This is a genomic window from Chitinispirillales bacterium ANBcel5, assembly GCA_029688955.1.
Lineage (GTDB): Bacteria > Fibrobacterota > Chitinivibrionia > Chitinivibrionales > Chitinispirillaceae > Cellulosispirillum > Cellulosispirillum alkaliphilum.
In genome coordinates, this window is the sequence record JARUKZ010000030.1 from 1 (window position 1) to 20,860 (window position 20,860).

Sequence of the window (20,860 nt, forward strand, 5' to 3'; positions counted from 1 at the left end):
CTCGAGGAACGGCTCTCGACTACGCCCATCGGCTGCCGCTCAGGGCATGCTCGGGGAACAGCTCAGGGCATTGTCAATAATACCCAACTGAGGTGTAGATTCATTCCTTCATTCCTTCATTCCAAACTCCAAACTCCAAACTCCAAACTCCAAATTCTAAACTCCAAATTCTAAACTCCAAATTCTAAACTCCAAATTCCAAACTCCAAATTCCAAACTCCAAATTCCAAACTCCGATGCTTGGATTTAATGGCATATAAGCGCCTAATAAAAAAGTATATTGGTAATGGCTGATTTAGGGCTGAAAGCGATAGAACGTTCTTAAATCCCAAATAAAAACAATTTAGAACCAAGCTAAAGGATACCAAAGTTATGTTACATATATATGTAGACGCAGACGCATGTCCGGTAAAAGAGGAGGTGTACAGAGTTGCCCAGCGCTATGGGTTAGAGGTAACACTGGTGGCTAACTCATGGATGCGAACACCAAATTACCACTGGTTACGGCTGGTGGTGGTTAAAGATGATAAACTTGACGCGGCTGATGACTGGATTGCTGAGCAGGCAGGAGAGGGAGATATCGTGGTGACGGCTGATATTCCGCTTGCGTCACGTTGTCTTAAAAACGGTGCGTTGGTTACAGGCTGCACCGGCCGTGAATTCAGGGAGGATACCATTGGAGACGCACTGGCGTCCCGAGAGCTAATGTCTGAGTTGCGTGAAAGCGGTTTTCAAATGGGTGGTCCGCCACCTTTTCAGAAAAAAGACCGCTCGCGGTTTTTGCAAAAACTCGATGAGATGATCCAAAGAGTACGCAGGTCGCAGAGTTGATCTAAGGTAAAGTAGTGGATAAAGATTAGAAGAGATTGAGCTCTTTCTGTTTCCATAGTCGTTTTTATCAGCTTACCGGGGTAACGGAATTAGCAATAAAAAGAAACAGAGGGATGTATTCTTTTCTCTCACTCCAAAACGGTCATCTTTGAGGAGGCGCTCCCGCGTCCTGAACTTCACTTGCCGTATTTTGCAATGATTTTTGAACTGTGTTCTCTTATAAGTTCAATAGCGTCCTCAATCATCGAATCGCGTTCCGGATGGTCAGGGAACCTTTGCTCTAAAGTAACGTGAGGATCTATTCCATACCCCTGAACTTCGGGTACATCCAAAGCTTTTACCTGTGCAACTGTTACACTGAGTAGGTAATCGTAGGGCATCCACTTATATGTTATACTGCCAAATGTTCCGGCTGTTTTAGATCCTGCGTGAATTACGTGTGGACACTCCCGCAACGCTACGGTAAACCATTCTGCCGCACTACCTGTAGACGAATCGGTAAGTAGTACCACTGGCTTGCGATAGGGGTTCTTTGATGGAGTAACTGTATGATAGTTATAGTCGGTAAATGAATTGTGACCGGGACCATTTCGAAACCTGCTTTTTGCATAGTTTCTGGTGGTATCAACAAAACGGGCGGCAACGGTCTCAATAAATTTTTTTTTACCTCCACCATTTCCCCGTATATCTATAATTATACCCTCTGTTTCTGCAAAATCTACTATTATGCTGTCCATGATTGTTGCCAATTCAGAGTAAGTATCCGCATACGATTCCATGGTGGGTATATAGATATAGCCGACGTTTGCGTTCATTATGCGACCGGTGATAAATACACTTTGAATCCAGTTATTTCCCCACCTTTTCGGGAAGAAATAGTAACGATGGTGATCATAAGGAGGCAGATTACCAAACATTTCTTCAAACTGGGCAGAATCAATTTCGGTGAAACTGTAATCGATCACAACCAGATGTTTGTCATTTAAGCTGCCCAACATTTCATCGAGTATATCGTTAAGCTCTTCTCTGGTTGTATTTTCATTCACCATTGGCCGGTATAGATTATATAAACTGTCCCAACTAACATCGTTGCGATCGAAATAGGCGTAACTGTAGTCAATTTCTTTCCAGATAGTCTCAAACGCTTCAACAGGTGTATGTTCGGGATCCGGGCCAAGAAGAGAGTTGCAACTATACAAAAGTTGAATAATTAAGAGCGCGAATACAACCTTTACCATTGCCCTGTGTTCCTTTCTTTTGCCCTGATGTGCCACTCGATTCCGGTATTTAACTCCAGATTATAGGATCTGAGTTCACGTTCACACAATGTCTTTCGGTACACGAAGTTGAGGTCAGCACGCAGTGAAAAATGGCTGTTTAACCTTACTGCATTTATACTGTTTATTGAAATTGCTCTGAAATTGTAGAGTTTGACATCAGTACCTTTGGCTCCGATAGGGAAGTACCAGTCCTTTTTATTCGGCGAGTGCACCCAGGTCCAGGGATGTCTGTTTAAAAAGGTGATAAATGGTGTATAAATAGTTATCTCAGAACGGAATCGTCGTCCCGGTGTCCATTTTAGATACAGAGATAAATTGCCGGATATTAGTGAATGCCAGTATTCATAAAATTTAATTTCCTCCATTAGATCATACTCTGCTGCAATCCCCGGAGCAATGGTAAAATGGTCTGATCTGTGCACCATATAGTGCAGTGTATTAACAACATTAATCCGGTACACATACAGCCCCGAGGAGTGAAGATAGTGATCATCAAAGTTTCTAAAGAACCCGGAATGGTTATAACTAAGTTTGTTGAGTAACCGTTTCCCCTCTACTTTGTGCCCCACATTAAAGCCTGCACCTGAAACCGTTTCGGCAAACCATGTTACCCGCTGATCTCTGAAACCCGTATGCCTGAAACCACCGGTAACAGAAAGTGAATGAATGCCGTTTTGAGCACATGCAGAAGCTGCAAGCAAAAGGATGCTAAGAAGAAAACTGTAAAATAATTTGCTCATATTCCTATTTATCTCTATTCACGCAAAAATTAGCAGGCATTGTTTCTGTATAACTGTTTTTCAATCAGTACCTCTTTGTATCCACTTACTTTCGCAAGTTCCCGGTAGCGGTGGAGGACCATAGTTTTCATTTCTTCTACTGACTCCGAGATTTGCATGAAACCAACTATCTAATTTCTTATATATACTCTCTAATCTTTCTTCTGAACCATCTCTCCATGTTTCAGTACCATCTTTCCATGTTTCAGTACCATCTTTCTATGTTTCAGTACCATCTTTCCATGTTTCAGTACCATCTTTCCATGTTTCAGTACCATCTTTCCATGTTTCAGTACCATCTTTCCATGTTTCAGTACCATCTTTCCATGTTTCAGTACCATCTTTCCATGTTTCCGAATAGAATAAAGGTTCATCTGGAAAATGTCTCTGAAATTCTCTCAGTATTGGCCACTTTATACTCTCAGTGATACATTTGTTAACATAATAAGTACTATCTTTTACTCTGGTAATGTTAATTACGCGTTCTTCCACCCAAGGTTCCCAGAATACCTCGGCTAATTTAACAAGCGACTCTTTGCTCCCTATATAACCAAACGCTTCTACTGCTTTACGCTTTTCTCTATATAGAGTATCTGAATCCAAAATCTTAAATAATGATTGTTTTGCACCCTCATCCCCGAGGCGTGCCCTTACTTTTAAGGGGAGGATGTCATATCGAAAATTTACTATCTTACTAACTTCTGCAGTATCAAGGTTTGCAAATCCGGCGAGGTAATTACGACTTCTAAAATCAAACTGTGCCGTTTCTAAAGCACTCCTTATCTGTTTGGAATAAAAATTAAGAAACTCATACGGAGTACGCAGTTTTAGAATTTTTGCACCTGCGGAATTTGCAGGGCTCATTAGTGTTGTATCTTTTTCTGTTAACAACGCTATAGCAATTTTGACCATTACAGAGTCGTTAAGCGTGTTGCCTTTCACTTTGATTGAACTCGATGTAGCTCCGCAAAGACCTCTAAAAGTATTTATAACTCTCCTATAATCTGAATACCAGTCTTCCAGTGGTTTATCCATAAATTCTTTGAATTTCTCAATGTCTTGAAAGCCACTACATGGAAACTTATCATTTCTTATCATGCGTGGAGTGCAATCATCCCACAGGGAGGAAATGTACTCCCTATTATGGTAAATAAGCTTAATTACATCGGTTTCCTGTTGTTTTTGGCCATAGGAAAACACAAAGGTCATAAATAGTATTGTAAGAAATAGTTGTAATTTCATTGTAGGCTCCCATTAAGGCTTTTCCACTGCTGTTCCCACGTGATAGCGCGTTTTCCACCTGTATACCTTACATCCTAATATATTTTGCACATCCCGGTGAGTAGTATTCCCGGTCTTTCATGCTGCAATGTAACATCGTAGGTGCTTTCCAACCACCGTTCAACTTTTTCCAGATAGGGATTTAATATTTCCGGATCCCTGCTCAACTGAACTGCACGAAGCTTTTCTCCAATAAGCTCTTCTGTAGGATGGTACACTCTCAGTGCTATCAAGATTTCATAACGAATAGAACGGGAAACGCATCCACTACTGGTAACGCTGAAAATTGGCTCATTAAAGTTACTAACCACATGGCGGATCGTGTTATCGGTTCCTGCAAACAGAAGTTTATACACCAGATCCCTTTTTTTTCTGAAATCTTCAGTTTCCTGTGAGTACTTTTCAATTAGTGCTTTTTCTGCTTCTTTATCGCCAACTCTTGCTTTTACATGAAGCGGCAATTCGAGCCTTTCATTATCTAATAAGTCCCTGATCTCCGGTATTGTTGCTCCTGTTAAAGCCAGAAGCTCAGATTTGGGTACATCATTAACTCTACTTCTTTTTAAATGATGAAAGATTACCTCTGCATTTTCTCTTATAATATCGTACGATGTGAACCGTAGCAATCGTCTTGCGTAATTATTAGAAAAAGAATGTTGAGACAGAAAAGAGGCGTATATTTGCACATAAATATCGTTATTGGTTATACCAGAGTATTGGTTTCCTTCAGTAGCTCTTAGACGACGAATTGATCTGGTAAATTTAGCTTCAACCGCCCTGCTTTGCTCTATCCAATTATCAAAGGGTGTAGTAATGTTTTCTTTGATAAAATCTACCAAATCAGGAGGATTAGATTGTTTTTCAAAGATGGGTTCATCAAACAATTCTAACAATTCATACCGTCTCTGGTAGATATAGTGGATGGGGCTGTTTTCTACTAAATGTTCTCCATTAGGGTTAGTTGGTTGTGCATTACATGACAGCCATACTGAATTAATGAGCAGTAGATAGGTGCTCCAAATGTGTTTTATATTCATACTATACCCTTTTATCTGAACGTACATGCACTGGTAATATAAATAAATAACCACTACTTGTCATGGGTAGTATCCCACAGGGATTAAATTGTGACGCAGTCATTCCAGGGTGTCACAAAATGCCCTGTTTCACCCTGCGGCCAAAAGGGTGTTTATTCAAATCTATTCACATTTGGTAGATTTATTTCTGTGGTACTGATTAGTTTGTCTTATATAATAAGGAACATAGTCTGGATCGATTTCCATTGTGCTACGCCTTAAATGAAAGTTTTCTTCGGTTAGATTTAACTCTATTTTAAAATTGTCATAAGCCCATTGATTTAACTTTTCCATGTATTCCATTCTTTCTTCTTTTGGATAAAAGCGATCACTTCTCTCCCGGAAAGGTACTTTTTGGAAGAGTGGTTCGTCCGGGAAGACCCGACTTAGTATTCTTAATATCTCACGTCTGAGATATATTACAACATCACCAAACTGAGAGTGGGTGGAGCATGCAATTGTCTCAACAAGAACCCTGATTGTATTCTCTGTTTCAACAAAACCAAGCCGCATTGCCCACATCCTTTTTCTAAGGTAAGTTTCAGCATTGTAGAAACTATCAATGAGGGATTGTTCTGCAGAGGTATCACCCAAAAGGGCATGGAATTCCAAATCTCTCTTATCGAAAAATATACGAAGAGAATCTATCTCTTCGTTACTTAAATCACACCGTAAATAAATACTTGGATATGGGGAGTGGGTTTTTGTACTTTCAAGTACTCTTAGTGTTTTAGGTTTCAGATAATCACAAAACGCGTAAATATGATCACTTCTACCGAAATTTGATATATACCTTAATGCACCTTCATAACCATGTACTGCGGCGGCAGTGATAAGTGCAAAGAATACAGGGTCCTGAATAGGCCTCATTGTTCTTCTATTAGGTCCTCCACCTCTGTTGATGAACCTGTGCGCTCGAAGTAGACCGTCTAAATGATGTTGGAAATTACTGGTTAAAGAGGACTCCTCCCACTCTGCCACATTTGTTAGTCCTATACTCATAAGGTGGTCTCGCTTTTTTATCACAATTTCTCCCGGATGCATCTCCGCAAGAGAAATAATGTCCGGATGAATTGGGCCAAAAGGCTCTTCGGCTTCTGTAGCGAAGGAATTTTTAAAAAATATGAGAATCGCGATTAAAATAATAGTCTTAATCATAGTAACCTCTAAAGTTATACATGTTTTTGTACTTATAATCAAAATTAGTCTATTTCATGTAGTGCATACCACTGTTTTTGGGTACCTGCTTCATATTTTATTGGCAGTTCCCTGAAACTCAGTCGTTTACCCATTTCGGGAACATTATAGTTCATTAAATTACCTGGAGATTTGACATCTAACAAACTGTTATGCAAGTCAAAATGTAACATTTCATGTAATATAATTTCATGTAAGTTTTCATGATTTCCTTTAACGAAACCGATGTTAAAATGACGAAATGACAGTCCTCCAGCGGTACTTCTAGAAATATAGGCACCCTTGGGATAGTCATTTTCTATAGGTTTGCATAAATAAACAACATGATCAGAATATCCTATAACAGTTATACCTATAGAATCGGTTTTTTCCAGCGAATTAGTATACAGTAAGTCTTGGCTTACAAAACAATCATTTTCGGAATCCTGCATTACATTCAGACCATTAGTTGTTTCTAGAGTAAGAGTTTTGTCACCTGCTTGAGCTGGCTGAGCAAGCACCCATGTTAACTTAAAATCATTTACAATATTTATTGAATTTTCGTTATTTTCTATAAAATAATCAAGTTCAGGATTAGAACCATCAGCATAATGAAAAATATCGACCCAATTATTACCATTGATATCCTTGTAATTATCTTCTTTTTTTGTATAATTAACTGTGTCTACAGAAAAGACAGCTTGTTTTAGAATAGTTTTAGCTTGTTCATAAAAAGATGTCTCATCAATAGTGAATCCGTTATACGCATAGATATTTGGAGTTATTTCTTTAGTATTAAAAAGGTGCACCCAGACTGAGAAGTCACAATCGTGAGAATCACAAATAAGCAACTTTGAATCCTCTCCTCTATTTCTACCTTCAACGGTAATTTCAAAGGGAATAGTTGCATTAAATTCAATACGACTATAAAGATTGATCATTGTATTTACATCATTTATGATTAGGCTATCTAAGAAATGATCGGGATCAAAAGAAACTCTTGAAGCATTGCTACTTTTAATTATAAATTCATCGTAATGATCAAAAAGCTGTTCTTCAATATGAAGTTCAATAGCAACTCTGCTTTCATTTGGCATTGAAATATAGATCTTATCGTAATCTCTGGGCTCTTGGTGATCTTTCGGGTATTCTCTAAAAAAATCGAAACCGTAAAACAGAGAAGAATCTGGTATAGTAAAAGTTATAAGTGTCGATGCTAAGGGGGGATCATTTGGATCTATTTCTGAACCTGGTCTGGTAGGTTGACTCTTTCGTACAAGATCTCTGGAACATCTGTGCCCTTTTGGTAATCTTTGTTTTCCTCTTGTTGTTAGATCGTAGCATGTTGTATCCTTATCGGTTACCTCGCATGTTACATTAACACAGTCAACATTCGTTCTATCTATACTTCTAGGTACATATGTTGTAGAGTTATTATCTCCGTCTTCATAACAACCATAACTTATTATAAACAAAAAATATATTAGAAAATATGCACTAATTTTAAACATAGTAACTATCCTTTTTATCTAAATTGTGAATGGGGTACTTCTACTTTTAAAAGGCCATTCGTTGTAGAAATAATGTGAGCCCACCTATTTTCCCAGTTATGAAAAGTTGTATCATTAACAAAAAGAATTGGTTTACCTTGTCCATCTGATGTAAGTGTCTGGTAAATTAATACACCTGCATCTTCTCCAACATGATATATTGGAATTTTAATAGGTTCCAAATCATCCCTGATTGTTTTATCGTCATTCAGAGAATAGAAATAAGCATTTATTTTGTTTTTTCTTCTTGTGTGTCTATTGTTTGGAATATAATCCCTCATAACGTATGCATGGTTCCCTGCTGCATATATATGAACTCGAGACCAATGGTGTATTGTATCCAATAATGTTATTGGTGCTGATGGTATAAAATCACCATCTCTATTAAGATATCCAAAAATTGAATCAACATCTTTTTGAATAAAATATTCATATGCACCTATATCAACGGTATGCTCAATAGGTCTTGTCATATCTAGAAGATCTGCTTCGGGTGCAAAGTGATTGTTTCCTGCATTTCTACATGGACTATTATCTGATAACTGTAAACCATCTTTGAAACTTCCATATCCATCACTTCCTTTAGGATCCTCCATATCCACAAACTGCGGATCCTCAAAAATATTGCCCTCTCCCTCATACCACCCGGTAATGCAGGAGTAACTAATATCGAAACCATCACCACCTACTTCTACCCGGTTGCGATTATTCCACAATATTGTATTAACAACCTCAGCCGTAGCACTGTCATTCCAGATGCTTTGTGCATAAATATTGGCGTTATTATCAGCAAAAGTGCAGTTGGTAATAGAAAGATGGCTCTTTCTGTTTACTATGGCTCCCCCTCTTGCACCACATGAATTGCGTGTAAATACACAATTCACCATTTCTATATCTGAAGATTGGGAAAACAGTGCGCCGCCACCGGAGGTTTCAATGGTATCCAGTACCCGGTTTCCATCAAACACTGATGCGTCCATGATTATATTAGTCTCTGATGTAAATAGTCCTGCACCGTATCCCGTTGTACTTACATTGTCCTCAAACAAACAGTTTTCAATTTTGATTATACCACCTTTATCCATAATCCCTGCACCGGAAGAGTCGGCGATATTGCGTTTTACCCCAACAAAGATAAGGGTAGGTGAGCACTTTTTGTTTAAAATTCCAGCACCAGTACTGTTTTTCGGACCACCATTTGCCACTCCACCAGTTATAACAAGCCTCTCAAGTCGTACACCTCTGCTACCATCATTTCCATCAATTGTTACCACATGGTAGGCGTTATCACTTAAATAGCTACTGTCAGCAGGGGCCGGGGGCCACACGCTTATGCTGTCATCATTGCCGGCAAGATCGCCGCTGAGTATGGTATTATAGGGTGATCCCTGAGGGGTATCGGTTAGCTCTGTCCCGTCATATCCACCCTTGATTTCAACACCCGGTCGTATGAGAAATGTTGCGGACCTAAGGTCATCATCATCCATCTTTAAAGTAGGCCTGTATATACCCTCTGCAACCCAAATCTCTCTGCCCTCTTCCATAGCCTTATCGATTGCCGGCTGCAGGTCTCTAAATGCAGTTTCCCAGGATTCACCATCCTGTTCATTCTCAGGTGCAGGGGTGTTTATATCGACAAATAACTGATGACGGTGCTCTCTTTTTACCGTAAGAGTGTACTCTGTTTCGCCACAATTGATACTATCAGAGAGGTGGACAAAAATATCTGTCTCATCGCTGTTAAGGAGCACTGGTGTTGCCGGATTTTCACCATTTACCGTAACCGTTACACCTTGCGGGGCTATGGGTGCGGTGAGAATTTCAGTTGTGGTAATTGGTACAACTGCGTCATATTCAAAGACCATAGGGTTAAATGGTGGGGCATAGGCCCACTTCGAATGCCAGATATCCTTTAGAACCGGAGGTTTACATACAACAGCCTGGGGCTTAATAACAGCCCGTTTTGCTGCAACAGCACCATAGAGCGTTGTACGCGAAGAAACATGAAGATCTGCAGAAGGAGCGGTAAATAGCCCGTAAACAAGAGCATCTGTACCTATTCTTAACTGGCCGCTTTGTGCACTGTAGAATGAGACAGAGAAGGGCAGCTCCTCTTCTTCAAAGCTCATCTGGACTCTGTCGCCAATGCTGAGTTGGTCACTTACCCGTATGTCGGTTCTTTTGCCTTCTCCTGATTGCAGTTTGATGGACACATCGGGTTCTACTACAAACGATTTCGCTGTATAGGTGCCAGGTGCAAGGGAAATCTTTGCATTAGCGAAAACCTTAATGTCATTGTAAGCACCTGGTTCAAGATGCACAGTATCATTGGGGGCAACAGTTATATCCTCTGTGCCATAATCAACAGAACTAAACGCAAGCTGCGGGAAATTGATCTGAGCAATATTACGCTGTTCGCCGGTAATAACTATGTTATTTTGCTTATTAATTTCCTGTGTTGCGGCAACATCACCCTCTATACGAGCCCGCTCTCTTAAAAAGATGTTACCGCCAGAGAAAAGGCTTCCAAAGATTTCCGAATCGCATCCGGCCTCTGCATACTGCCCAGAACCAACATTGCCGCCTCTTACAGTGGAACCATCGCGCAAATCCGTATACTGACTCGAAAACACCGCATAAGTACCAAGACCTAAATCTACACGGGGAGGTTGAGGTGGATTTTCGGGGTCGGGTATGCCGTTACCATATATCTGGGTACCATCGGCAAGAAAAACGGGTATTTCACCATTAAGGGCAAAATGAGGGCTAAGATTATTTGATGGATCGTTTGTTTTGTCCCAGGTAGACCAGTCATGGTAACGTAACCCTATAGAATTACCACCGGTATTGGGTTTAACCTCACCAGGTTCCAGGGTTACACCGGCAAAATGGTACCTTATAAAATGAATATTATCGCCTGCGCTGTGAATGGACAGGGCACAATCAGGAGTGTAGTAGTCATCAAATACGGGGGTATAACCTTCATCTATCTTAAAATAGTAGTAATAATAAAAATCAGATATCGGCTCTGTTCCATTATTTTCTATATATATCCGTGGCTTCGATATATTGGGTTCATGCAATGATTCCTCTTTAGAATAGACTCTTACAGAGATGTGTGCCTGCGCCAGACAGACAAAAAGTGCGACAATTGCAAACGCAAAGCGCAGTTTACCTGAATTCATAGTGCCTCCTGTGTTCAGAGTGATAGGGTTTAATCTTTATCCGTAATTTGCAGATCGAGCTCTAATCAGCTACAATACTGTTTTAAAATTCGTCCTATAGTATTTTAAAAGAGATAAATGTTTATAAATATGCTTTTGTTAAATCTAAAATCAATTGGTTTAGCAAATGTATATACGACAAAAAGGTAATATATATATATATATATATAATAAATCAACTTTTTTTTTCTAATTATTTAACCTGTTTAGAATATTGGTTGCCTGGTAATAAAAACCAAACAGTATATATAAGGAATAGACACTTGCCTTTTATTAGGTCACTCAATGAGGCGGGGAGGTATTTCGATTAAATTTTCGTATTAAAATGATTTGGCACAAAATTGAGAATCAGGTTGTATAAAAAAAACTTGTTAATACTTAATGTAAACAACCACGCTTGCACGTGGCAAGCAAGTCTCATGGCGCCCCCGTGAGGAACTTTTCACGGGCCACAAGACGTTTCTGGGGGGTGGCCACTTTCGCCTCGGGCGACACTGAATCATATGATAATAAAAAAATTTGAGTTAACACAAAAGGCATATCACCTACCAATGAAGACAGAGAACTGAACGACAGAACGACAAAACGAAAAGAGTAACACTAAAGAAGTCTGCTCTACATGTCTATCACTCTTCTTCGGCTCAAAGGTCACGGCTCACCGCTACACAACAAAATCACCATTTATTGATCTGTATCAAGTTTATTGTCCACTCCTGATGGTAATTTAGAGTTAAAAGCTCTCAACAGCAAAAAGGGGTAGATCTCATTAGGGATCTGATCAAGAAACGTAAACAGGAGTACTATGATGCACGATATAATAAACACCAACATAATCGATTTGATAAAGAAATACCCTCCCATCGAACAACATCTTGCAGCGTTTGAAATCGGGTGTGTAACCTGCTCTTTAGGAACCTGCAAACTGGGTGATGTCGTAGAGATACACAATCTTTCTGTAGCTCAGGAAAAGGAGCTGATGTCAAAGATCGCCAAAACCGTTTTTCCGGGGCAGGAGGTCGAGCTACCTGTTTCTGAGAGAAAACAGAGTAGTACCGATAAATCGATCATCCCCCCGGTGAGAGAGCTTATCGATGAGCATAGAGTGATAAAGCGACTCATTGCCGTTATTCCTTCAATAACAGAGAAGGCGATATTAGAGCAGGAGAGTGATTATCAGCTGTATAAAGAGATACTTACATTCATTGCGGACTATGCCGATGGGTTTCATCACGCAAAAGAGGAGAAGATACTCTTTGATTATTTTGACAAGGATTCCGACATAATAACTTCCTTTCTAAAAGAACATGAAACCGGACGAAGCTACGTACGAAACGCACGGGAGGCATTGGAAAGTGCAGACCTTGCTACACTCCGGGAAAACCTTATTGGATACGCAACGTTGCTTAAAGAGCATATTCAAAAAGAGGATGAGATCCTTTTTCCATGGATGAACCGCTCTTTGAGTGACAATCAGGTGGGAATGCTGTTTTCCAGATTCGGAAACACTAATAAAGAGTACCAAACCATAGCAGCAGAGCAGAAAAAAGTTATCGATGAGCTGGAAAACAGGTTTGGATAATCAGACCGTTTTGCGACTTTTTAGGGGTATACGGTACTTAAGAGAAGATAGATGCCAGTAAGGAGAAGGAATAGCGAAATAATCTTTCTGAATCGTTTTTGGGGGATTTTCCGCAAAATCCGTTTGGCCAAATATGCTCCCATAAAGGATGCGGGAATATAGATAACCATTCCGTAGAGCAGGGTTTCTGTAAGCACAGTTCCCTGTTCCACATATACTGCAACCCGTGTTATATCAACGCCTAACGATATGGCGCCATTGGTGAATATATAGATGGTTTTGTGGAGATTGAAGGCGCTGAGAGCCGCGCTTCTAATGGCGCCACCCACCCCTATAATGCCAGCTATAAAACCGGAGAGTATTGCGGTGCTGATTGTAAAACCGGGGCTTGTTTTAAGCTTAAGGGATGGTTTTAAAAGGAGTGTGACAGGGTAAATGATCAAAAAGACCCCAAGCAACTGTTTAAGAACTGTTTGATTGACCACTCCTGTGAGTTGAGCGCCCGCGAAGGAGAAGATTACACCTGGAATACCAAAGTATAGTAGTAAGCGCCATCTGATGCCCCGGTAAAAGAGCAGCATTTTCCAAATATTGCCAAACAGATGAATTATTCCAACAAACAGAAGGGTCATCTGGATGGGAAAAAAGAGGGATAACAGCGGCACCATTACAGTAGAGGTTCCAAAGCCGCTTAAAGTACCAACTCCGGAAGCCACAATTGTAAGAAGCGTTATGATTGCAACCTGCATGTTCCTATCACCGTTTGTTGTTAAATGATGGTTTGAATACCCAAACAAATAGTGTACCCTTTTTTGCTGATAGCCGATCTAAGGTGCAGCAGGATCCAGATGGTTCCGGTGAATCGGTCGGGAGAATAATAACGGGAAAGATTTTTTGAGCTCAGGTGAGAACAGTGGTACTGCATAATCTGCCTGTTACCAAAACGGTATATATTTTGCTTTTCTATAGTAATATGTTTACTCCATTGTTTCAGACGCAGAGGTGGCCTTTAGAGGAGGCCGGTTTAAAAAAAAATCAAACAAGGAGTTTTAAATGGCAGATAGAGTTTCCGAACGGGAAAATTCTACAGCCCCTGCGGAGCGCTGGTATAAAAGAGTATCCTGGGGAGCGATTTTTGTCGGTGTTCTTGTAGCGATTGGTATCCAGATTACCCTTTCGATGCTGGGAATAGCTGTTGGCCTGGCTTCCATAGATGTTTTTGGTGAACAGGAACCCGGAGGTTTAGCTATTGGTACAGTAGTATGGCTCATAATCACAGGAATTATCTCTCTTTTCTGTGGTGGCTGGGTCACTGGGAGGTTATCAGGAGATGTAGTAAAGCTGGACCGGGCACTTAACGGACTGGCTGTCTGGAGTCTCACAATTGTACTTTCGGTCTATCTTATGTCCGCTACAGCCAGTGCTATAGTAGGTGGTGCGTTTGGTTTACTTGGAACCGGAGCTGAGGCTGTGGTTGGTGTTGCACCTGAAGCTGCCGAGTTTTTGGAGGGTAATGGAGAAGGCCCATTGCAGGGTCTGCAGGACGAAGCAGAAGAGTTGTTACAGGAGGCACAGGAAGCTTCTCCTGAGGAAAGAGAGCAAATCCAGCAGGAGCTTGAAATTGTACTGGACGCCATAGGTGAGCTTATTGCAGAGGGAGAACTAACGGAACAAAACCATAATCAGGTCACAGATATTCTGGCTCGGCGCACAGAGATGTCTGAGCAGCAGGCAGATTCTGCGGTAAGTGCCTGGGAAACCGAGGCAAGGGAGACCAGGGAAGAGGTTCTGGAAACTGCAGAAGAGGTCAGGGAAGCAGCTGCCGCTACTGCCGCCGGACTCTTTTTTATCCTGGTGCTCAGTGGTGCAGCTTCAGCACTGGGAGCATATCTTGCAGGTAATCCTAACCCTAAAAAACCCTGAGAAAAGAGAGTGTTGAGATATGCTGTAAAAACAGCGTATCTCAACACTCTGACTATACTTCACCTTGCGTTCTAATCAACGGTACCAACGCAACCCCATGTGGCTCTAAGGGGGGACGGTGTGTCAAAAAAACAATTAACCCCCCAACAAAACTACCACCTACCTTTTACTTCCAAAACGATTAACAACGAGCCCAAGTATCATTATGGATGCGCCTAGAGTCAAACGAACTAAATCAGCATCACGGTTCCAGATCAAAATATTTACCACCAGGCCCACCGGTATTACTGCGTTGTTCATCACAGCAAGGGTTCCGGCATCGACTTTGGTTCCGCCGTGATTCCACAGGAATGATCCGATTGCTGATGCGCCTAACCCCAGCCAAATCAAAACCGCCCATTGGGTAGTGGTTGATGGCATCATTGACAAATTACCGAATAGCAGATACCCTGTCAGGATTATTATGATGGCCCCAAGGTAAAAGTAGCCAAAAAAGCGAAACGGGGGGATGTTTGTAGAGTATCGTTTTACCAGTTGTTTGTATCCCACCTGTCCGGCCGCAAAGGATGCATTGGCTATTTGCATTAAAACAAAGCCAAGCATATAGCCGCTCTCTGTGATCCCATCATATCTGATCACACCGGCTCCCAGCACCGCAAGAAGTGCCGCGGCCATTGCCGGGACCGAAAAACGCCGATTCAGAGCGTCATCAAAAAGTGTCACAAAAACAGGGGTCATAATTGTGAAAAGAAGGACCTCGGGTGCAGAAAGAAAACGAAACGATTGGTACAAACACAGATAGGTTACTCCAAACTGAAGCGCTCCTACGCACATCATTCCGACTATCAGCTCTTTATGTACCCCGCGAATTTGTGTGAAGGGCAGCATCGCTGACCCGGCTATTACTACACGCGATAATACGGCAAAGTAGCTGTCTACCTCTCCAAGATAATTATCAATCAAACTGAAAGAGAACGCCCATAGAAATGTCACGAAAAGGAGAAAACGCATAGAAGGATACCAATTGAGTTAGTGGTTGTCTCTGCTGTGGGCTAAAATAATCGGGTAGGGGAAAAAAAGCAAGAACGCTTTAGTGCTGCTTGCAGCGGGAAGAATGAGCAGAAAGGCAGAGTGTAGCTTATATCATTATCATAACAGGGTATGGGAAATGCCTTTCATATAAATGTAGAGAACGTATCAGTAATCAGTTTTTTGGGACCTTGAGCCCAAACACCCAGTAGCCAATAGTATCCCTGCTCTTTTCAGAGTTGCAAAACGTGAAACCGATCCTTAAAACCAAATTTCCTGTAAAATCCAAGCGCCTCTTCGTTACCTTCGGCTACATAAACCTGTATCGATGATAGTGGCAGCTCCCTTAACCAGCTCAGAGCTGTACTCATCAACTTTGCCCCAAGTCCATGATTTCGGAACTGTTCTTTAATATATAAGGAATCAATCTCTCCCTTATTTTTATCTGCACTGGCTATACAGTAACCGATAATTTCGGATTCATTCAGGGCTGCAAAAAGCGCAAGTGCCTTTTCTTTAACAGTTGTTCCGATCTTTTCTGAAAGGTAAAATTTCTGAAGTGAGATTTGAACCAGGAACTCTTTTTTTCATGATAGGAATTAAGCTCTTCCCAGAGCGCCCGAAAGTTTTCGATCCTCTCTGAGCTGAGTTTAACAATTTTCATTGATGCTCCTGTTTTGGATGCAGTGACACTTTTTTTATCATCACGTATCCTTCTAAGTGATTGTTAACAGCCTAAATATACACGACGGGTGGTGCCTGAAATCCAAGAAATTAGCGGGGAAAGAAGAAAAAATCTTGCATACTGTTCAAATGAGCAGTATATTACTACCAGTGATGAAATGATGAACATAACAAGGAGAGTGCATGGTTAAGTTTTCTGAATGTAGGGCTGCTGCAACAGGGGTACAGTCGGCTGTAATAATGCCTTCGGTAAGACCTCTGCGGCTATGGAGTGAAAACAGTAATCAGGCAGCTCTCAGTACCAGGGCTGGGTATCTGAAATTCCCGTCTCACTTTACCGTTAAGGGAAGCTTTGTAGGTCGGGGCTCAGAACGGCGAATAGTAGTAGCTGGTAAAATCGGGAAATTCTGAATTCCCAGCTCTGGTTTTTTTTACAACTTGTAAGTTTTACAGAATAAAAAAGTTTTTAGTACAAAGGTCAAAATATGAGTTCATTGTTGACGCCGGAACAGAGCCGGGTTCTCTCTTTTATAATTCAATACAGAGATGAATCCGGTTTTCCACCTTCAGTGCGCGAAATCGCACAGCATTTTGGGTACAAAAGTGCTAATAGTGTAAGACAGCACCTCAGACTCATTGAGCGTAAGGGCTATATTCGTATCATTACAGGACGTGCCAGAGGAATCGAGGTTTTGGAAAATCCTTTTTGCTCAGATGAGCTGAGCGATGAGCAGATGGTGCCACCCGATGGGGTTCCGCTGGTTGGCTCTGTTGCTGCCGGAAAGCCTATAACCGCTGTTGAGAATCTTGAGGGCTATGTTACTCTGGACAGGACAATCTTCAGGGGTGATGATCTTTTTGCGCTTAGAATTCGTGGCGACAGTATGATCGATATCGGAGTGTTACACAACGATTTAGTAGTGGTGCGCAAGAAAAATACCGCGGAAAACGGTGAGGTTATAGTTGCTATTTTGGAAGGCGAAGCTACTTTGAAGCGCTTTATTAAGAAGAAGGATTGTATTATTCTACGACCCGAAAATCCCGAATATGAAGACATTGTCGTTCACCAGGGAAGCGATATTCAAATCGCTGGTAAACTGGTTGGTGTGATAAGGAAATATTGAGCGGACGTTTATTATTACAGTTTGACCTATGGATACTCACGAAAAACTAAAACTACTCTCTGATGCATCGCGGTACGATCTTTCATGTGCCTGTGGTAATAAAGGTAGTGATCAGCGCGTAAGGGGAAATGATGGTGCCTGGCTCTATCCGGTCTCTCTTCCCAGAGGGGGGACTTCTGTGATGCTTAAAACACTGATATCCAATGTGTGCAGTAATGATTGCATGTATTGCCCCTACAGAAGCGAGATCGATACTCCACGCTGCACCATCGCTCCCCGGGAGATGGCATCGATGTTTATGGAGTATGTTCGGCGTAAAAAGGTTTTCGGGTTATTTCTCAGTAGTGGGGTTATAGGTACCCCGGACAAAACAATGGAGTATTTGAATACCACGGCAAAAATTTTAAGAAAAAAGCATAGCTACAGAGGGTATATACATTTAAAGATCATTCCGGGTGCATCGGATGCTGCCATTGATGAGGCGCTTTCTCTCTCCAGTGCGGTTTCTCTTAATATTGAAGCGCCGGGGGAAAATCATTTCTCACGCTTGTCCCAAAGAAAGGACTTCCTGCGCGATATTATCGGTCCCATGAAACGCATCAGCCATCTTACATCGCGGGGAAGAAAATTTAACAGAGTGAAACAGACTACTCAGTTTATTGTTGGTGCCGCGGGGGAAAATGATTCGGAAATCGTACGGTATACCGCTGGTCTTTATGAAAGGCTTAAGCTTAACAGAGTTTATTTTTCTGCCTATCAGCGTGGCCTTGGCCATGAGAGTATCCCCGGCGAACAGATCGCTTTAAAGGGTCAGGAGGGGTTTGTGCGTGAACACCGCCTCTATCAGGTAGACTTTCTGTTGAGAAATTATGGTTTTTCTAAAGACGATATCATCTTTGATGCATCGGGGCGCCTTTCGATGGATCGGGATCCCAAACTGGTGTGGGCGCAGGCCAATCCCTGGTTTTTTCCCGTAAATGTGAACCGGGCGGAGAAAAATGAGCTGTTGCGTATTCCCGGCATCGGGCCTCAAAGTGCAAAACTGATTATCAAAAAGCGCAAAGAGGCCAGAATAAAAACTCCCGATGCACTTCCATTGAAAGGTAAGCGGTTAAAGCTGGCCCTGGACTATCTGAAGTTTTAATCCTGATTTACTAAACTGGTTTTTGTCTATGCACCGGATTTTGCGGGGTAAGTTTTATATATGGAAAAGAAAATTGTGGTGGGCACAAGTGGTTACTCCTATAAAGACTGGGTTGGTCCTTTGTATCCGCCCGGCACCAAACAGCGTGACTTTCTCTCTGTTTATGCCCGGCATTTCGAAATGACGGAGCTTAATTTTACCTATTATCGCCAACCTGATGCTGCTACGGTAAGCCGCATGGCAGATAGTACCCCTGCCGGTTTTCTTTTCACCGTAAAAGCACACTGCTCTCTGACTCATTCGGTCGACCGATCAAATTTCTTACAGGAGGCAGATACTTTTGTTCGGGGGATAGAACCACTTCTTGAGCATGGTAAGTTAGCATCAGTGCTGTTTCAGTTTCCCTATAGTTATCATTACAATTCAGAAAACAGGCTGTATCTTGATACTGTTTGCAGCGGATTTAAAGGTTATCCGATTGCCATTGAGTTTCGCAATAACGAATGGATGCGGCCGGCTGTGTTTAAAGAATTTAAGGACAGAGCCATAACTTTGGTGAATGTTGATGTTCCACCACTAAAAAACCTTCCTCAGAGCAGTGGAGAAGTAACATCTGGTACCGGATATCTTCGCTTTCATGGTCGAAATGCAAAAAACTGGTGGAGTGGAGATAATGTGACCCGTTACGATTACCTCTATACAGATAACGAGTTACTGGAACGTCTTGGTGATATAAAAAAGATGGTACAGAGGGCAGGGATTGTGCTTGTGGTGTTTAATAATCATTCAAAAGGCCAGGCTGTAGTGAACGCGAATCGCTTAAAAGAGCTTATAAAAAATGATTCTTTGCCGGGATGACCATTTGTCTGGATTTCACACGTAGTATAGTAATAGTTGTTTGGGGAGATGAAAATCGCTAAAAAGAGGGCTGCTTATTTTTGTGCTGGAAAGAAGCTAAGGTAATAGTTGAGGTAGTAAATGGATAGATCGGTACTTCATGTTAATGTGGTAAACTTTTACATATCGGTTGCGCGTGCACTTGAACCCGGGTACAGAAGTTACCCTGTTGCGGTTATTAGTGCCGGAGCTTCCCGCAGAGTTGTATTGGATGTATCGTCTGAAGGGTATATGGCTGGAGTCAGACGTGGAATGGCGGTAGAGGCTGCAAGACGCATATGCAGAGATCTTGTGATTACAAACCCCCTTCCTTCCGCATACGAAAAGGCCCAGAGGTACATGCTTAAGCAGGTATCGCAACTCTCTCCCCGGGCAGAAATCGCGGGTCCCGGACACCTGTTTGTTGATCTTACCGGAACGCGCCGTTTGCTTGGTCCTTCGGTGGATATCGGGGATAGATTACGTAAAACCATACAAAATCAGTTACGGTTCGAATCTGCTATTGGTATTGCTTCAAACCGGCTGGTGAGTAAAGTGGCGACAAGGGTAATTAAGCCTACGGGACTGTGTTCGGTGTTAAACGGCTGTGAAGAGGAGTTTATGGCACCTTTGCCGGTTACCATGCTCCCTGGAGTGGAAAGAGCCGTTTTGGAGCAGTTGCTTCAGTTTAACATACGTATGATACATGATATGCTTGAGATCGCCCCAGCTTCTTTAGCCGCAGCACTTGGACCTGCTGCATTTGATATCTGTGCTCAGGCCAGGGGGATCGACAATACTCCGGTAAGGGAGATAGAGCAGCCGCCTCCGGTGGTAAGAGAGTTGGAAACATTACAGGAGCAAACAAATGATGAACAGTTGATTAGGTGTGTGTTGTTTACAATGGTTTCGAGGGCGGGGAGGAAAATTCGTACCATGGGTCTTGCTGCAGGTAAAGCGCGTCTTACAATAACCTATGCAGATGGGGCGACTGCTTCAAAACGAATACGTCTTTCGACTCCTTTGAGAAATGATCTCATTTTATTTGATATGGTTAAAGATATTCTCTCCGCAATTTTTACCAGAAGAGTGCGTTTGTCTGAGCTTGATCTTGAATTCAGTGAGCTAACGTTTCCCTATGGTCAGATAGATCTGTTTTTGGATGATTCAAAACAGGAAGGGCTTACCAATGCTCTCGATTCCATAAAGAAAAATTTTGGTGATAAATCAATACGCTTCTGGGGCAGGGAGGTGGCATGATCATCCCCGGGCAGCTTTTTTCTTTTCATTGTTACTATTCGCGG

At 41.8% G+C, this 20,860-nt stretch carries 19 protein-coding genes; 8 read left to right on the top strand and 11 right to left on the bottom strand.

Going from position 1 to position 20,860, the window contains the following annotated elements; all coding sequences use genetic code 11:
* Nucleotides 1-372 precede the first annotated feature (372 nt).
* Entirely contained in the window at nucleotides 373-831 is a 459-nt protein-coding gene (locus tag QA601_14120) for a YaiI/YqxD family protein (protein ID MDG5816226.1), read from the top strand.
* A gap of 176 nt (nucleotides 832-1,007) precedes the next feature.
* Here QA601_14120 and QA601_14125 read toward each other — a convergent pair whose 3' ends face one another.
* The 7 genes from QA601_14125 to QA601_14155 all read right to left on the bottom strand — a co-directional run bounded on the left by QA601_14125 (nucleotide 1,008) and on the right by QA601_14155 (nucleotide 11,158).
* Complete coding sequence (locus tag QA601_14125; protein ID MDG5816227.1) at nucleotides 1,008-2,069, bottom strand: S41 family peptidase; 1,062 nt, start codon at nucleotides 2,067-2,069, stop codon at nucleotides 1,008-1,010.
* On the bottom strand, nucleotides 2,063-2,851 hold the full coding sequence (locus tag QA601_14130) for a hypothetical protein (protein ID MDG5816228.1): 789 nt from the start codon (nucleotides 2,849-2,851) through the stop codon (nucleotides 2,063-2,065). Before QA601_14130 ends, QA601_14125 begins: the two co-directional genes overlap by 7 nt.
* A 258-nt stretch (nucleotides 2,852-3,109) precedes the next feature.
* Nucleotides 3,110-4,132, bottom strand: a complete 1,023-nt coding sequence (locus QA601_14135) for a hypothetical protein (GenBank protein MDG5816229.1) — start codon at nucleotides 4,130-4,132, stop codon at nucleotides 3,110-3,112.
* 74 nt (nucleotides 4,133-4,206) lie between these two features.
* Nucleotides 4,207-5,208: a hypothetical protein gene (locus tag QA601_14140; GenBank protein ID MDG5816230.1), complete on the bottom strand. Its 1,002-nt coding sequence runs from the start codon at nucleotides 5,206-5,208 to the stop codon at nucleotides 4,207-4,209.
* A gap of 162 nt (nucleotides 5,209-5,370) precedes the next feature.
* Nucleotides 5,371-6,405 (bottom strand): hypothetical protein, encoded by a 1,035-nt coding sequence (locus QA601_14145; protein MDG5816231.1) that lies wholly within the window; start codon nucleotides 6,403-6,405, stop codon nucleotides 5,371-5,373.
* A 44-nt stretch (nucleotides 6,406-6,449) separates the two neighbouring features.
* Nucleotides 6,450-7,934 (bottom strand): hypothetical protein, encoded by a 1,485-nt coding sequence (locus tag QA601_14150; protein ID MDG5816232.1) that lies wholly within the window; start codon nucleotides 7,932-7,934, stop codon nucleotides 6,450-6,452.
* A gap of 14 nt (nucleotides 7,935-7,948) precedes the next feature.
* A complete protein-coding gene (locus QA601_14155) occupies nucleotides 7,949-11,158 on the bottom strand; it encodes a choice-of-anchor Q domain-containing protein (GenBank protein MDG5816233.1) in 3,210 nt (1,069 codons plus the stop codon).
* An 841-nt stretch (nucleotides 11,159-11,999) separates the two neighbouring features.
* On the opposite strand from QA601_14155, the gene QA601_14160 reads away from it, so the two are divergent.
* Entirely contained in the window at nucleotides 12,000-12,776 is a 777-nt protein-coding gene (locus QA601_14160) for a hemerythrin domain-containing protein (protein MDG5816234.1), read from the top strand.
* A 20-nt stretch (nucleotides 12,777-12,796) separates the two neighbouring features.
* Here the strand turns inward: QA601_14160 and QA601_14165 are convergent, their stop codons facing one another.
* Nucleotides 12,797-13,525, bottom strand: coding sequence for a sulfite exporter TauE/SafE family protein (locus QA601_14165; protein MDG5816235.1), 729 nt, complete (start codon nucleotides 13,523-13,525; stop codon nucleotides 12,797-12,799).
* A gap of 304 nt (nucleotides 13,526-13,829) precedes the next feature.
* Between QA601_14165 and QA601_14170 the strand changes: the two genes are divergently transcribed.
* On the top strand, nucleotides 13,830-14,699 hold the full coding sequence (locus QA601_14170; protein ID MDG5816236.1) for a hypothetical protein: 870 nt from the start codon (nucleotides 13,830-13,832) through the stop codon (nucleotides 14,697-14,699).
* 159 nt (nucleotides 14,700-14,858) lie between these two features.
* On the opposite strand, the gene QA601_14175 is transcribed toward QA601_14170, so the two are convergent.
* From QA601_14175 to QA601_14185, 3 genes are all read right to left on the bottom strand, one after another.
* Nucleotides 14,859-15,710 carry an EamA family transporter gene (locus QA601_14175; protein ID MDG5816237.1) on the bottom strand — a complete coding sequence of 284 codons (852 nt, stop codon included), beginning with the start codon at nucleotides 15,708-15,710 and terminating at the stop codon, nucleotides 14,859-14,861.
* A 251-nt stretch (nucleotides 15,711-15,961) separates the two neighbouring features.
* A complete protein-coding gene (locus QA601_14180; GenBank protein ID MDG5816238.1) occupies nucleotides 15,962-16,261 on the bottom strand; it encodes a GNAT family N-acetyltransferase in 300 nt (99 codons plus the stop codon).
* Entirely contained in the window at nucleotides 16,213-16,392 is a 180-nt protein-coding gene (locus QA601_14185) for a hypothetical protein (GenBank protein MDG5816239.1), read from the bottom strand. Before QA601_14185 ends, QA601_14180 begins: the two co-directional genes overlap by 49 nt.
* 203 nt (nucleotides 16,393-16,595) lie before the next feature.
* On the opposite strand from QA601_14185, the gene QA601_14190 reads away from it, so the two are divergent.
* The 5 genes from QA601_14190 to QA601_14210 all read left to right on the top strand — a co-directional run bounded on the left by QA601_14190 (nucleotide 16,596) and on the right by QA601_14210 (nucleotide 20,816).
* The gene (locus QA601_14190; protein ID MDG5816240.1) at nucleotides 16,596-16,823 is read left to right on the top strand and encodes a hypothetical protein; all 228 of its coding nucleotides are present in this window, start codon (nucleotides 16,596-16,598) and stop codon (nucleotides 16,821-16,823) included.
* A 74-nt stretch (nucleotides 16,824-16,897) separates the two neighbouring features.
* Complete coding sequence (gene lexA / locus QA601_14195) at nucleotides 16,898-17,536, top strand: transcriptional repressor LexA (GenBank protein ID MDG5816241.1); 639 nt, start codon at nucleotides 16,898-16,900, stop codon at nucleotides 17,534-17,536.
* A 28-nt stretch (nucleotides 17,537-17,564) separates the two neighbouring features.
* Nucleotides 17,565-18,680, top strand: coding sequence for a helix-hairpin-helix domain-containing protein (locus QA601_14200; protein MDG5816242.1), 1,116 nt, complete (start codon nucleotides 17,565-17,567; stop codon nucleotides 18,678-18,680).
* Between the two features lie 60 nt (nucleotides 18,681-18,740).
* The gene (locus tag QA601_14205; GenBank protein ID MDG5816243.1) at nucleotides 18,741-19,538 is read left to right on the top strand and encodes a DUF72 domain-containing protein; all 798 of its coding nucleotides are present in this window, start codon (nucleotides 18,741-18,743) and stop codon (nucleotides 19,536-19,538) included.
* Between the two features lie 120 nt (nucleotides 19,539-19,658).
* Nucleotides 19,659-20,816 carry a hypothetical protein gene (locus tag QA601_14210; GenBank protein MDG5816244.1) on the top strand — a complete coding sequence of 386 codons (1,158 nt, stop codon included), beginning with the start codon at nucleotides 19,659-19,661 and terminating at the stop codon, nucleotides 20,814-20,816.
* The last annotated feature ends 44 nt before the right edge of the window (nucleotides 20,817-20,860 follow it).